The 14,395-nt window shown below is 39.8% G+C and carries 16 protein-coding genes and 1 tRNA gene; 2 read left to right on the top strand and 15 right to left on the bottom strand.

Features of this window, described 5'->3' with window-relative positions:
* Positions 1-5: 5 nt before the first annotated feature.
* The 3 genes from oppC to HMPREF1116_RS04785 all read right to left on the bottom strand — a co-directional run bounded on the left by oppC (position 6) and on the right by HMPREF1116_RS04785 (position 4,494).
* Positions 6-932 (bottom strand): oligopeptide ABC transporter permease OppC, encoded by a 927-nt coding sequence (gene oppC, locus HMPREF1116_RS04795; RefSeq protein WP_000104373.1) that lies wholly within the window; start codon positions 930-932, stop codon positions 6-8.
* A complete protein-coding gene (locus HMPREF1116_RS04790; protein ID WP_000761009.1) occupies positions 932-2,428 on the bottom strand; it encodes an ABC transporter permease in 1,497 nt (498 codons plus the stop codon). Before HMPREF1116_RS04790 ends, oppC begins: the two co-directional genes overlap by 1 nt.
* 65 nt (positions 2,429-2,493) lie before the next feature.
* On the bottom strand, positions 2,494-4,494 hold the full coding sequence (locus HMPREF1116_RS04785) for a peptide ABC transporter substrate-binding protein (RefSeq protein WP_000749589.1): 2,001 nt from the start codon (positions 4,492-4,494) through the stop codon (positions 2,494-2,496).
* 181 nt (positions 4,495-4,675) lie between these two features.
* Here HMPREF1116_RS04785 and HMPREF1116_RS04780 point away from each other — a divergent pair.
* A tRNA-Cys gene (locus HMPREF1116_RS04780) sits at positions 4,676-4,746 on the top strand.
* Positions 4,747-4,832: 86 nt separating this feature from the next.
* Here HMPREF1116_RS04780 and HMPREF1116_RS04775 read toward each other — a convergent pair.
* The 12 genes from HMPREF1116_RS04775 to HMPREF1116_RS04720 all read right to left on the bottom strand — a co-directional run bounded on the left by HMPREF1116_RS04775 (position 4,833) and on the right by HMPREF1116_RS04720 (position 14,060).
* Positions 4,833-6,164 (bottom strand): hemolysin family protein, encoded by a 1,332-nt coding sequence (locus tag HMPREF1116_RS04775; protein WP_000390006.1) that lies wholly within the window; start codon positions 6,162-6,164, stop codon positions 4,833-4,835.
* A gap of 254 nt (positions 6,165-6,418) precedes the next feature.
* Positions 6,419-7,249: a DNA/RNA non-specific endonuclease gene (locus HMPREF1116_RS04770; RefSeq protein ID WP_001036767.1), complete on the bottom strand. Its 831-nt coding sequence runs from the start codon at positions 7,247-7,249 to the stop codon at positions 6,419-6,421.
* 40 nt (positions 7,250-7,289) lie between these two features.
* A complete protein-coding gene (locus HMPREF1116_RS12315) occupies positions 7,290-7,412 on the bottom strand; it encodes a hypothetical protein (protein WP_000693547.1) in 123 nt (40 codons plus the stop codon).
* 202 nt (positions 7,413-7,614) lie between these two features.
* Positions 7,615-7,809: a DNA-directed RNA polymerase subunit beta gene (locus tag HMPREF1116_RS04760; RefSeq protein ID WP_081478784.1), complete on the bottom strand. Its 195-nt coding sequence runs from the start codon at positions 7,807-7,809 to the stop codon at positions 7,615-7,617.
* Positions 7,796-9,082, bottom strand: coding sequence for a UDP-N-acetylglucosamine 1-carboxyvinyltransferase (gene murA, locus HMPREF1116_RS04755; RefSeq protein WP_000411925.1), 1,287 nt, complete (start codon positions 9,080-9,082; stop codon positions 7,796-7,798). Before murA ends, HMPREF1116_RS04760 begins: the two co-directional genes overlap by 14 nt.
* A 25-nt stretch (positions 9,083-9,107) precedes the next feature.
* The gene (locus HMPREF1116_RS04750) at positions 9,108-9,338 is read right to left on the bottom strand and encodes a DUF1146 family protein (RefSeq protein ID WP_000615324.1); all 231 of its coding nucleotides are present in this window, start codon (positions 9,336-9,338) and stop codon (positions 9,108-9,110) included.
* A 56-nt stretch (positions 9,339-9,394) separates the two neighbouring features.
* Positions 9,395-10,432, bottom strand: coding sequence for a SepM family pheromone-processing serine protease (locus tag HMPREF1116_RS04745; RefSeq protein ID WP_000730763.1), 1,038 nt, complete (start codon positions 10,430-10,432; stop codon positions 9,395-9,397).
* Entirely contained in the window at positions 10,416-10,904 is a 489-nt protein-coding gene (coaD, locus tag HMPREF1116_RS04740) for a pantetheine-phosphate adenylyltransferase (protein ID WP_001280757.1), read from the bottom strand. The genes HMPREF1116_RS04745 and coaD overlap by 17 nt, the downstream gene beginning before the upstream one ends.
* On the bottom strand, positions 10,894-11,433 hold the full coding sequence (gene rsmD / locus HMPREF1116_RS04735) for a 16S rRNA (guanine(966)-N(2))-methyltransferase RsmD (protein ID WP_000706935.1): 540 nt from the start codon (positions 11,431-11,433) through the stop codon (positions 10,894-10,896). The genes coaD and rsmD overlap by 11 nt, the downstream gene beginning before the upstream one ends.
* Positions 11,434-11,493: 60 nt before the next feature.
* Positions 11,494-12,486, bottom strand: a complete 993-nt coding sequence (gene asnA, locus HMPREF1116_RS04730) for an aspartate--ammonia ligase (RefSeq protein WP_000747986.1) — start codon at positions 12,484-12,486, stop codon at positions 11,494-11,496.
* A gap of 96 nt (positions 12,487-12,582) precedes the next feature.
* Positions 12,583-13,266 carry a Bax inhibitor-1/YccA family protein gene (locus HMPREF1116_RS04725; RefSeq protein ID WP_001076859.1) on the bottom strand — a complete coding sequence of 228 codons (684 nt, stop codon included), beginning with the start codon at positions 13,264-13,266 and terminating at the stop codon, positions 12,583-12,585.
* A 53-nt stretch (positions 13,267-13,319) separates the two neighbouring features.
* On the bottom strand, positions 13,320-14,060 hold the full coding sequence (locus HMPREF1116_RS04720; RefSeq protein ID WP_025171248.1) for a TrmH family RNA methyltransferase: 741 nt from the start codon (positions 14,058-14,060) through the stop codon (positions 13,320-13,322).
* 33 nt (positions 14,061-14,093) lie between these two features.
* On the opposite strand from HMPREF1116_RS04720, the gene HMPREF1116_RS04715 reads away from it, so the two are divergent.
* The gene (locus HMPREF1116_RS04715; protein WP_001174500.1) at positions 14,094-14,372 is read left to right on the top strand and encodes an acylphosphatase; all 279 of its coding nucleotides are present in this window, start codon (positions 14,094-14,096) and stop codon (positions 14,370-14,372) included.
* The last annotated feature ends 23 nt before the right edge of the window (positions 14,373-14,395 follow it).

Genomic DNA, 14,395 nt, shown 5'->3' with positions numbered 1-14,395 from the left:
TACTCCTATCTATGTGTACGTGGATCACTAGCATCCGCTAGGTTCTGACCAACTACGAACAGTGACAAGGATACCAAGACCAAAGTTGTCAATGGAATCCAGAAGAGGTAAGCATTGGTTGTTACGTTCTGAGAATAATCTGAAATCAAACGTCCCAAACTTGGTACCGTGATTGGCAAGCCGAGTCCAAAGAATGACAGGAAGGCTTCATATGAGATAAATGCAGGAAGCATTTGTGATGTAGTTGTAACAATAACAGAAACCAATTGAGGCATGATATTTTTAATAACAATCTTATGAGTTGGTGTTCCCAGTGTACGAGAAGCAAGGTTGTACTCCAAATCACGGTAACGCATGATTTGGATACGAATCATATAAGCAATACCAATCCAAGTAGTTACACTCATGGCAAAAATCAAGTTCCAGAAACCTGCACCGATAGAGTAAGTCAAAACAATAACGATCAAAAGTGAAGGGATGTTATTGATAACGTTATAAACTTCCATCATGATACGGTCAACTGATTTTGAAATACCCCAGATTCCGCCGACAATAACACCAATAACAACGTTGATAAAGGTCGCAATTACGGAAATCAAGATAGAGTTACGTGCTCCAAACCAGACACCGTCAAAGAGAGATTTACCATTACTATCTGTACCAAACCAATGTTCAGCATTTGGCTTAATGTAACGAGCGCTAAAGTCATTTACCTTACTTACATCATTGAAGTCAAAATCAGAAAACATTGGATAGATGAAACTCATCAATACGATGGAAATCAAAATACCAAGCATGATGATTGTTGATTTTTTCTTCAAAAACTGTCTAAAAACAGAACCCCAATATGAGTAGGCAGGAGCATCAATTGCTTCAGAGGCAAAATCATCTCGTTTTACAAATTGAAATTTATCATTACTAATCGTAGACATTATTTGCCTCCTTTCTCTGTCAATTTAATACGTGGGTCAATAATAGTCATCCAAATATCTCCAATCAAATAAGAGAAAATTGAAACACATGTAAAGATGAAGACCAGACCAACTACCATATTGTTGTTTGATGCTTTTACAGAGTCAATCAACATTTTACCCATACCTGGGAAGGCAAAGACTGTTTCAGTAAGAGTTGCTCCACCAATAACACCAATAATTGAACCTGGGATACCAGAAACGAGTGGTACCATAGCGTTTTTAAAGATGTGTTTGTTAGAAATTTCTTTTTCAGACAAACCTTTAGCTCGAGCAAAACGGACAAAGTCTTGAGATTGTAAGTCAATCATGTAACGACGAATCCAGATAGCTAGACCAGGTGCTCCAAGTAAACCAAGAATGACTGATGGAAGGACATAAGATCGCCAATCGCCAGCACCCAAGATTGGGAATGAGTCTGGGAATCCGATAGAAGAACCAATCAAACGAATGATATAAACTAGAGCAATCGTTGGGAGGGCCATCAAGAAGGTCAAAGTACCTGTAGATAGGCTGTCAATCCAAGTATTCTTGAAACGAGCCATTGCTGAACCAAGAGGAACTGCAATCGCATATGAAATCGCAAGACCGATCAAACCAGTGATAGCAGAACTTGCAATCATAGATGGGTACTGATAGTTGCTTTCAGTAGCCGTATATGGATCATCTTTACCGTAGTTGGCTACTTCACGAGCATCTGCTTGACTCGGAGATTTATAAGTTCTTGAGTAAATGTTAACTGATGATGTTTTCTTACCAGTTGGGAATTGAACTTCAGAAGTCTTCGTTTGTCCTTGTCCTTGTGTAATAACTTGAAGAACAGGAGTATTGGCATAAGTTGGATAAGAATCTCCTAGGTTCAAGTTGACAAAGTTTTGGTGAACAAATGGGAACTGACTATTGAAGTACAAGAGGTATTTGTGTTTAGTACCTGAACCCACAAGAGACCAACCGATAGCAGGATCATTCTCAAAGCGTAAATAACGCTCTAAGTTAGGATTCTCAGGGTCTTGGATCTTGTTTGTATGGTCAATATCAAGCAAGTTTGCATAGAATTTGAACACACGCTCAAAAATAGGAATTTCACGTGTAGCGTAGAATTGTCCACTCTCTGTAAACTCACCTAGAGTCCAACCATTCCCAAGTTGTTGGATATATTTTTCATAGATTGCTTTATTTGTATCATTTGCATCTACTGTAACAGAAGAGTCAATGCTACTAGCTTTTTCCTGCAACTCTTTCGTATCATAATATTCGATATAACCCATACGCTCAAAGACGGTATTTTCATAGTTATCACGTTTATCAGCCGTTGTTGCAATTTTATTGTAGTTAGTATCTTGTTTGAAGATCAACTTCCGTGGAACCATCGTATAGATGATTGTGTAAATCAAGGTCGTTACTAAGAAAATAGAAACCAACGACCGCAAGATACGCATAAAAACATATTTTTTCATATTATTTCCTTTAAAATCCCAAAAGAACCTTCTCCTTTAGGAGAGAAAGTTCTGATGAGCATTATTTATTTCACATGACTCGCTAATTCTTTTTGAGCTTTTTCGTTTGATTCAGCTTTTTCTTTGAGCCATTTTTCACGAGCTTTTTGGTATTCTTCTTTTGTAATAGGTTTTTCACCAACCTCAGTGTACTTCAAGTAACCTGAGTTTTCTCCTTTAAGACCCGCAGCGGAGTAAGAAGAAGTAAATGGAATAACTTTAGATACAAATGATACAGCGGTTTCTTTTGGACCTGCCATTACAGGAATTGTCAAACCGTTGTCTGTTAACCAAGCTTGAGCAAGGGCATATTTTTCGTAGCGTTTTTGAACGTCTTGATTTTCTTTATTTGCTTCATCAACTAATTTTTCATAGTCAGACAAACCAAGTTTTTGGATAACTGATGCGTCAGTATCTTTGTCAATACCCATAAGCAAGCGAGTATTTCCGCCTTTAATCGTGTACTGGTCTAAGAAAGTTGATGGATCCTGATAATCTGGATTCCATCCAGTCAAAGTATGAATATCCCAGTCTTGTTCTTTCGCTGTTGGAGCACTGAATGAAAGTGGTAATGCTTCTGCTTGAGTCATTTGTTGAAGATCGATTACAACATTGTCTGATCCAAGTACGTTTTCAATAGATTGTTTAAGTGATTGAACACGGTTTACAACAGCTGTAGATTCTTGGATTGTTAGAGCATCCAAGTGGATTGGGAATTCTACCCCTTCAGCTTTCAAGCTTTCTTTTGCTTTTGCAAAGGCTGCTTTAGCTTTTTCTTCATTGTAGAGACCATTTTGCGAATCAGCAAGTGAAATGTTTGACCATGTGCCTGAGTTTGTCTTCGAAAGACTTTCTTCTACAAGTTCACCAAATTGTTTGTCACCAACTGGAAGATTATATGGTGTGAAAGTATTACGGATTGCAACTGCAGCTCCTTCTGTGCCATTTGTCTGTGCTGAGTAAGAATTACGATCTACCGCAAAGTTTAGGGCTTGACGGAATTCTTTATTTAGCAAGGCTTTTCTTGTAGATTCTTTTTGACTATCTGTTGTTTTTGAAGTATGGTTATAAGTTGAACGGCCATAGTTCACACTGACAGTAGCGATAGCTGATCCTGGTTCGCTAAAGTAGATGTTGTCTTTGAACTCAGACGCATATTTCTCGTATGTTGAGCTAGTAGGATAAATACGAGCTTTACTGTATTGTCCTTCTGAGAATCCTTTAGCAACAACATCTTGGTCTTTCCCATCCCAGAATGTAAATTTAATGTTTTGAATTTTAACTGCATCTTTATCCCAATAAGCATCATTCTTAGCCATTTCGATTGAAGACTTAGCTGTGATTGCTTTCAAAACAAATGGTCCATTATACAAAATAGAAGATGGATCTGTAGGTGCACCAAAGCCTTCCCCTTTAGATTTAAGGAAATCTTCGTTGATTGGCATCATCACGCCATTTGTTGTTTTATCATTCCAGAAAGTCTCTGGCTGATTCAAGGTGTATTCCAGAGTGTTATCGTCAACTGCTTTTACCCCAACAGTTGAAAAGTCGTTTGTTTCACCGTTAATGTAAGCGCTGAGTCCTTTAATTGAAGAACTAATAACAGACAGCCCTTTTGATTTTCCTTCTACCGCGTGTTTCAACCCTGTCACAAAGTCTTGGGCTTTAACTGGAGCGTATTCTTCTCCTTCAGCAGTAACCCACTTAGCATCCTTACGGATTTTATAAGTGTAAGTCAAACCATCTTGTGAAACTGTCCATGATTCAGCAATCGATGGTACGAGGTTGCCATATTTATCATTAGCAAGTAAACCATCTACTGCATTTGTAGTTACAAAAGAAGTAGAATCAACGTTGTTAACAACATAATCCAATGTTTCTGGATCAACTGAATAAACGTATTTATAATCTGATGCTAATTTTGCATTGCTTGAACCTGCATTTGAATTCGTATTTGAACATGCAGCAAGCACTCCTGCCGCAAGCAAGGACACTCCCGCTACTGCAAGAATCCGACTTTTTTTCATGTTTAGTTAACTCCTCTATTAAAATTAATGAGATACTGTTGATTATACCATAATCCCTCTCAAAAGTAAACGAATTTTCAGAATATTTTGTCGCATGCCTTTTGAAAGCAGGAAAACTTACATTTTCAGAAAAGAAACTATTGACGAGATTTAATTTAAAAGGTATAATAATAAAAGTTAAGGCGGTATAGCCAAGTGGTAAGGCACGGCTCTGCAAAAGCTTGATCGTCGGTTCAAATCCGTCTACCGCCTCTATATTATCGAAGACTCCCACAGGAGTCTTTTCTTTTTTACTACTAGAAAAGCTTTATCAGTTCTACTCTGATAAAGCTTTTGTTTTATTCTGTTTCTTCTTCTGATTCGAGTTCTTGGATTTGAACCTTAAGCTTGGTTACACGTCCATTTTTGACCTTATCATTGGTTAGAGTGATATGCTTATTGCTACTTTCTAACTCATAGCTAAGTTTTTCTGATGTTGGAATAGTTCCCACGCCAGTCAAATAGTAACCAGCGATCGTATCTACATCATCACTTTCAAGTTCAACATCAAAGTAGTCATTAAAGTCATTTAAATTCATTGTCCCTTGGACGATATAGGTATCTTCGCCAATTGTATGAACATAGACTTCAGCTCGGTCAGTTTCATCATCAATCTCACCGACAATCTCCTCAAGGAGATCCTCTAGCGTAACTAGACCAGCCATACCTCCATACTCATCCAGTAGGATAGCCATCTGTCTTTGGGAATTTCTCAACTCTTTTAATAAATCATCCACAAAAATAGTTTCAGGTACAAAGAGCGGTTCCTGCAAAATCTTTCTCAATACGATATTGTCAAAACCATCGGTAAACCCTGCTTTTAGCAGACTCTTGGTATGAATCAAACCAATCACGTTATCCTTGTCATCATCATAGACAGGAATACGAGAAAAGTTTTGTTTTAAGATGCTTTCGATAATGGTTTGAGTATCATCTTGAATATCAACCATGAAGGCATCCGTTCGAGGAACCATGACTTCACGTGCCATGAGCTCGTCTAGCGAGAAAATACCTTGTAACATTTCGATTTCATCAGCATCCAAGGTTTCTTCACTCTTAGACAACATGTACTCAATCTCATCACGAGTCATTTTTTCATCTGCATCGTCAAATGTCATCGGTGTCAATTGACTCAAGAGATTAGTTGATGCTGAGAGCATCCAAACGAAGGGACTCACAATCTTACCAAGAGCAATAATAAACGGTACTGTTCTGATAGCCAAGGCATCCTTAAGATTTAGAGCAATTCGCTTAGGATAAAGCTCACCAAAAACAATAGAAATATAGGTCAAGAAAGCTAATGATAAGAAGCTAGCTACCGCATAGGCAGTCTCGCTATTTCCCATCCAAGAGGCGATTAATTCACCTAGTGAATCTGCTAGTTTAGCCCCTGACAAGATCGTGATTAAGGTGATACCAACTTGAATGGTTGATAAAAAGTGATTCGGGTTTTCAAGTACCTTTAGTAAACGGATATAGCGTTTATCCCCCTCCTCAGCTTTTTGCTCAACACGTGAACGACTAAGTGAAACCATGGCCATTTCTGTTGCAGAGAAAAAGGCATTTAAAAAGGTCAAAACAACTAATAAAACAAATTGCAGTAACAAATCCTGACTGCTCGGGTCTTCCATTTTCCTTCTCCTAAAAAGTATAATTGAAACTATTATACCATATTTTCCAATTTCTACACATTAATTTTCAATTTCTATGATAAAGGTTCGCTGAATAGAGAGCTGCAATCCAAGTCCTGACAACCTAGTTCAAGCCTTGTAAATCTTCAAAAATGCTCTTTAAAATCTGAAAAGAGGAAAATACAAGCAATCGTGTCAACAGTTCATGAGTAATAAAAAATGAGGTTGGGATTTCCTCTCAACCTCTTGAACAATTAGTTAGCTTTTGTGACTGTGACCTCACCTGTTCGGTAATCTAACTGAATTCCCTTTTGGACATTTGGAATAACGACATTAAACTCCAATTCTCCGTCAGAGGACTTAGCTTCAATCTGCGATGCGGATGGCACCAAGTCTTCCTCAGTCGCATAGAGCAACGTCACACGGTAACGCACTCGTTTATTCTGATCTAGGGCTTTTCGAACCAAGCTCTCATAGTAGTTTTGACCTGTCGAATCTTCTGCACGCGCTTGGTTGGCCCAAGCTGTCTGTACGGCAATGTTTTTAGGATTGCTAGTAGAAGCATCAAAGCCATCTAAACCACCGATTAAGGCATAGCCCAACAAATGCCCTCTATCGACCGCATGGTTGTAACTTCCCTTTAGATTCTTAACCTGATGCCAACCCGCAGGCGTCCAAGATGTTGAACCATTGCCAGTTTCTTCACGGTCCTTGTACTGTCTGGTCGCTTTTGACATGATTGCATTCGCTACTGTGGGAACTGTCTCTCCTCCTACAATTTTTGTCTTGTTATCCGCATAGGGTTTGCTTGAAACCTTTGCATCCAAATTTGTCTTATTACCATTGACGATAAAGGCTCCTGCTCCATTCCATTCAAGAGAACCCTTAATTTGTTTTTTAACTGAATCGGTCAATACACTTTCAGCCAGTTCTTGACTTGGAGTATCAGACGACTGTGATTTTTGTTTTACTTGTGTTTGTGGTGCAGTGTTGGAAGACTGCATTTGTTTAATATAGTAGCTTCCTGCTGACAAGAGCAAAAAGAGCAAGAGACCAATTAGGGCCTGCCTTGTTTTTTTATTCATATTTTCTCCTTGTACTCTGCGAAAATCTCTTCAAACCATGTCAGCTTCCATCTGCAATCTCAAAATAGTATTTTGAGCTGACTTCGTCAGTTCTATCCACAACCTCAAAACGGTGTTTTGAGCAACCTGCGGTTCTCTTCCTAGTTTGCTCTTTGATTTTCATTGAGTATTACATTCACTTCCTAGAAAAAAAGGCTGAGACAAAAGTCCTAGCCTCTCAATTGTCTTTGGATTATCGAGCAAGACGCAGTGGTTGAGTGGGCTCTACTACGCTGATTTCATCAGCTTTTACAACCCTATTCAACTGTGCGGAGGTGGGACGACGAAATCGAATTCTAACGAATTACCGATTTCTGTCCCACTCTCTATTTTCCTGTAAATTTTGCGATGAGTTCTTGCCATTTTGCTGGTGCTAAAATAGCCCAAGGATCTTGACCTTTTCCTAGAATACCATAGCCAATCATCAAACCAATAGCAAGAGCTAGGAATCCTAGTAGTAATACTACAATTACTAGGACAAAGCGACGTAAGACATATTTGGATCGTTTATTCATCTTCATCAGCTTCCACACTTACCCGTTCAATCTTAGCTCCTAACTGGGCTAATTTTTCATGAAAACGGTAGTAACCTCTATCTAAATGGACAAGCTTTCCTACAACTGTTTCGCCTTCAGCTATCAAACCTGTCAAAATCAAGGCTGCACTGGCACGTAAGTCTGTCGATAGAACTTCTGCCCCTTGGAGAGGCTGTCCTCCGACGATACGGGCTGTATCACGGATGATTTCAGAGTGCAAGCCCATACGACGCATTTCCTCTAAATGTTGGAATCGATTCTCAAATACAGTTTCTACCATAGTTGACTCACCTTGAGCAACGGTCATTAGAGCAGTGAACTGCGCTTGCATATCTGTCGGAAATCCTGGATGTGGAAGTGTCTTAACATGAACAGCCTTTAATTTTTCACGTTGAGAACGAATACGAATTCCTTCGTCCTCATCGATGACTTCAACACCCATTTCCTGTAATTTAGCAATCAAGGGGCGATTATGTTCCCAGATAGCATCCAGAATCAAGACATCTCCACCTGTAATGGCAGCTGCTACCATGAAGGTTCCTGCTTCAATACGGTCTTGCACAACATTGTGGGTTGCACCGTGTAGTTGTTCAACACCAGTAATGGTAATAGTTTCTGTTCCTGCCCCCTTGACTTTGGCACCCATTTTATTTAGGAGAACAGCCAAGTCGACAATCTCAGGTTCACGCGCAGCATTTTCAATGACAGTTACGCCGTTAGCAAGAGTTGCTGCCATCATCAAGTTTTGAGTAGCTCCAACACTAGGGAAGTCCATGTAAATGTGAGCTCCGTGCAAGCGTTCTGCCTTAGCTTCAATATAACCAGCCGTTTGGGTGATCTCAGCCCCCATTGCTTCGAGTCCTTTAAGGTGGAGGTCTATCGGACGACTACCGATCGTACAGCCACCTGGCATCGAAACTTTAGCATGTCCCACACGAGCCAAGATTGGCCCCAATACTACAATAGAAGCACGCATCTTGCTGACATACTTATAGGGAGCTTCTTCTGTGATATCACCGGTTGCATCAACTTCAACAATATGTGCATCTTGATCAAAGTCTACTTTCGCATTTAATCCACGAACCACCTGATTCATGGTAAAAACATCCGATAAAATAGGAACATTTTTTAAGACTGTTTTTCCTTCACTTGCTAAAATAGTTGCTGCAAGCAGTGGCAAAACTGCATTTTTTGCACCCTCGATGGTGACACTTCCAACCAAACGACTATCGCCACCTTGAACTACAATTTTTTCCATAGAGTATTTTCCTTCACTTACAATTTTAGAATAGTGTTCTAACTGCTTCTTGCCAAAGTTGGTAGAGATTTAGGAAAAAGGAACTAATCAGATATCCTAAACCGATACTACACAATACTACCAAGAGTCGAACCTTCTTCGCATTATCCTTTGTCACCTTCAAAATTTGATCCCATCTGACCAAATCTTTCAAGAGCTGAAAGACTAGGTAGACAAAAAACATATGACTACTAAGGGTAAAAAACAATTGAATCATTTGCCTATTATACCATCTTCTTTTTTTCTACGCTAGTTTAGGGATTTGCCTACTGTTTAGGGATTGTTTTTCAAATAGTCAATCGCATCTTGAAGCGTTTTGACTGGAACGATTTTCATGTCTGTTTTAATCATTTGAGCTGCTTCGAGAGCTGTGTCATAATTACTCTTGGCATTTGGATTTGCTTTTTTAGCTTCTTCAGTTACTGGATTGTTAGGAGCAAAGAATACAGTTGCTCCTTTCTTAGCTGCGGCCACAACCTTTTTATCAATTCCACCAATATCACCAACATTCCCATCTCTGTCGATACTTCCTGTACCAGCAATGATGCGTCCATTTCGAAGAGTGGGATCTGCAATTTGCGTATAGATGGATAGACTAAACATCATCCCAGCACTAGGACCACCAATGCCTGCAGTTGAAAACTTGATTGGCACATCACTAGATACTTCTGTGCGGTCAATCAAGCCGATTCCGATACCATTCTTCCCATTTTCCAGAGTAATGATCTTTCCTTCAGCAGTCTTAACTTTTCCATCCTCCTCATAAGTAACCTTAACCTGATCACCTAGAGTTTGAGAATTAACGTAGTCCACCATCTCTTTTGAGCTCTCAAAAGTTTTATCATTCACCGCTGTTACGGTGTCAGCAATATTGAGAACCCCTTTGAAAGTCGAGTTATCTGTTACAGTCAAAACGTAGACACCCAGATATTTGAGCTCTATTTCCTTACCGGCCGTCTTTAGACCTTGATATTTGGCCATGTTTTGCGAAGTTTCCATGTAAAACTGGTTGATTCTCATAAATTCTGCATCTGACGAACCACCCGTCATTTCTTTGGCGCTATGTATGTCCGTGAAAGGAGTTAGCCAGGCATAGACTAAGTCAACCAGTCTAGCGTGCTTAACTCCAACCGTCACAAATTGGTAGGAACCTTCCTCTTGGTCAGGTTGGTTATTAACTTGTAAGACCTTTCGAATATCTTCAGAAGTTCCTGGCACCTCGATATAATATGGCAGGGGCACCGTAAAAGCGATAAAAGTGATAATGAGCCCAATAATGAGATATAAGGGCCATCTAGTTTTTTTCTTCATTGTTTAACTCCTCTAGGACAGCATTTGGTACATACCCGCTGATATCTTGATCAAATTTCAATAGTTCTCTCACAGCCGAAGAGCTGATGTATACATGCTCTGGGCGACTGTGGAGATAGATTGTCTCCATTTCTCCCGCTAGTTGATGGTTGTAAAAATCAAAACTAGCTTCATACTGAAGATCTGTTGCATTACGCAAGCCACGCACCAAGACCTCTGCACCTAATCTTCTAGCAACATCAACGACTAATTCATCGTGAGAAGCTATGACTTGGACATTTTTGAGATGTGCTACTGCTTTTTCAACAGTTTTCTTTCGGCTCTCTATCGTCAAAAATCCTGTTTTATGAGGATTATAAAAAATTCCTACATACAATTGATCAAAGAGCTTACTTGCACGCTCAATGAGATCCAAATGTCCATTGGTCATCGGATCAAAGGAACCTGTAAATAGCCCAATCTTATCTGACATAAACCGTCACCTTACTAATCCCATATATTTTTTCCTTCCAGATACCCAAACAGGCGATTTCTTCTGGAAGTTCTACTGATTTATCGGTCTCACATACCACCATGACATCCTCTGAAAAAAGATTTCTCTCTGCCATTTTTTCAATATCTGACACGATTTGTTCTTTTGCATAGGGAGGGTCCAAAAAAACAAGATCAAAGACACCATCCACCTGCTCCAATGCGCGATTGGATTCCATTTTCAATAATTGAAATTTAGAGGTTTCCTTGGTCATCCGAATATTTTCTGCGACTATATTCTGGGCTCGGCGATCCTTCTCAACCAGAACGGCACTGGACATTCCTCTTGAGACAGCCTCGATGGATAACCCCCCACTACCAGCATAGAGATCTAGCACACGTCCTCCTTCAAAGTAGGGACCAATCATATTGAAAATAGCGCCCCTAACCTTGTCTGATGTTGGCCTTGTCGTTTTACCGTCCAGCGTCTTTAAAAGACGCCCACCGTAGATTCCTGATACGATTTTCATAACGTCTATTATACCAAATTCTTATCAAAAAAAGAAAATCGAACCTTACGGCTCGATTGATTAAAGAATATTTTCGTAAGTATCTCTCACTTCTTGCGGCCAAACACTGGTTTGAACTTCACCGATGTGCTTCTTACGAAGCAGGAACATAGCCATACGAGACTGACCGATCCCTCCACCGATTGTCAATGGGAAGAGTCCATTTAGAAGAGCCTTATGCCATTCTAAAGTTAAACGGTCTTCATCTCCTGTGATAGCTACTTGGCGACGGAGAGTGTCTTCATCGACACGAATGCCCATTGAAGACAATTCAAAGGCTGCACCCAAATTATCATTCCAAACAAGGATGTCCCCATTCAAGCCATGATAGCCATTTTCAGACTCAGTTGTCCAGTCATCATAGTCTGGTGCACGTCCGTCATGAGGTTTTCCATCTGACAATTCTCCACCGATACCAATTAGGAAGACCGCACCGAACTCCTTACAGATAGCATTTTCACGTTCTTTTGGTGTCAAGTCTGGGTAGCGTTCTACCAACTCTTCTGTATGGATAAAGGTAATTTGCTTAGGCAAAATTGACTCAATATCATAGCGTGCTTCTACTGCTAACTCTGTCAAACGAATAGCCTTATAAATCTTTTCGACTGTTTCTTTGAGATAGGCTAGATTGCGTTGCCCATTAGGAATGACCTTTTCCCAGTCCCACTGGTCCACATAGACTGAGTGAGTCGCATCTAGCGAGTCTTCGTCTGGACGAAGGGCCTTCATGTGAACAAAGAGGCCTTCACCCTCGCCAAAACCAAAACGAGCCAAGGTATGGCGTTTCCACTTAGCAAGGGAATGCACCACTTCATAGGTTTCATCTGGGATTTGCAAAACCTTAACAGAAACTGGATGTTCAATCCCTGAAAGGTTATCCTGCATCCCATCACCAACCTTACTCAAGATTGGTCCTTGCACTTCTACAACTTCTAATTTATCTTTCAAATACTGGGTAAAGGTATTTTTTACAAAGGAAATTTCTTCCTGTTGATGGATAAAACTTTTCTTCATACATCTCTCCTTTTGAATAATAAGATGATTATACCCTTTTGCCAGTAAAAATAAAAGTAAAAATTAAAAAAAGAGCTCATTTGAGCTCTAAAAGTATTAATCGTCACTTCCAAAGATACGCAAGAAGCTAAGGAAGAGGTTAATAAAGTCAAGATAGAGGCTAAGCGCCAATGAAATTGCCCAACCTGTAGCGACTTGACCATTTGATTCTTCATAAACATAGCGAATCTTTTGGTTATCCCAGGCAATCAAACCTGCAAAAACAAGAACCATGACAATACTGATAATGTAATCGAATAGACCACTGTTTAAGAATACATTAATAATCATAGCCAAGATGAGACCTACCAAGGCTCCAATCAAAGCACGTCCGATACCACTCAAGTCCTTTTTAATCACAACTCCAATAATAGCCATGACAAAGAAGAGAGCTGCGCTGGAAATAAAGGCCGTTAGAACCGTTCCTGGTAGATAGAGCGACACGATGAAACTCAGTGAAAAACCGTTCACTACTGAATAGATGAGAAACATCGGAAGAGCTGCTGGGCTATTTTTATAAGCCATATTACTGGCTGCAATGACAAGAGCAACTTCAACTACTCCTGTTACGATTAGCCATATGCGGGCGTTAAACATCAACTGAACAAGAAGATCTTGGAAGGTTGTTAACATTAAGGCTGAAACAAGTGCAGATAAGGCGATCCCAATCCCTACAAAAGCATAGACTTTTGCATAAAATTGATTCAAGCCAGAACGTTCTTGAATAATTGTTTGATTCATATCTTTTTCTCCTTATGAAATCTTTTTACTGATTATAACAAAAATAAACTATTTTAACTCAAATAAAACATGAGTATGCCTGCAGCAATGGCAACGTTGAGACTTTCTGCCTGCCCTTTCATGCTGATGTGGACCAATTGATCTGCCTGGTCTGTCATGAATGGACTGATTCCTTGACCTTCATTCCCCATGACTAAGACAAAATCTTCTAGCTGAACAAGATCACGATAATCTTTAGATTTTTGGGACAAAGTAGTTGCCAGAATTGGTAAATTGCCCTTTTTAGCCTCTTCTACAAATGTTTCAACAGGCATCCGATAAATCGGCAAATGGAAATGACTGCCTTGCATAGAGCGAAGCGTTTTGAGACTATAAATATCTGCTGACTTGCTTGAAACAATGACTCCCGAAAAACCTGCTGCATCTGCCGTTCGGATCATTGTGCCAACATTTCCAGGATCCTGCACGTCTTCTAAGAAGAGATATTTCCCTTGGCTCAAATCCGGCAACTGCTCTTCTTCCTTTTGAACAATGGCTACAATGCCCTGAGGAGTTTGTGAATCTGCTAAATCAAGCAAGATTTCTTCGGCCACAAAGACGGTCTGAGGATAATCAGTTAGTTTTTCCCCATATTCCGCCAAGGCAAAAATTTTCTCAATTTTAGCACCTGCTTGAACAGCTTCTTCAAACAAGTGCCAGCCCTCAATCAAGTAAGAGGTTTTCCGATATTTTTTTTGATGTAATTTTTTGGCATTTTTCACCATAGAATTGGCTTTAGAGGTTATAATAGTCATAGAAATATTATAACACAATCAAGGAGGTTTGGTATGCAAAAGGTTAAAATGATCGCCCAAGGTCGCGTCCAAGGAGTGGGTTTTCGCTGGGGTGTCTATAGTCTGGCTCTAGAACTAGGTGGCATTACGGGTCGTGTCTGGAATAACGACGACGGAACCGTTGAGATTCTGGCCCAGGCAGAGTCTTCTGCCATTATGGCCAAGTTTATCCAAGAGATCCGAAAAGGCCCTACACCTTTCTCTAAAGTAACCTACCTAGATGTGCAAATGAGTAACTTTCCATCTTATTCAGACTTCAAAGTCGCAAATTAGGTCTCTAGAACTATTGTATATTT

This window comes from Streptococcus sp. SK140 (genome assembly GCF_000259525.1).
Lineage (GTDB): Bacteria > Bacillota > Bacilli > Lactobacillales > Streptococcaceae > Streptococcus.
Note: the sequence above shows the minus strand (reverse complement) of the source record. Positions and strands in the feature narration are given on the sequence as shown.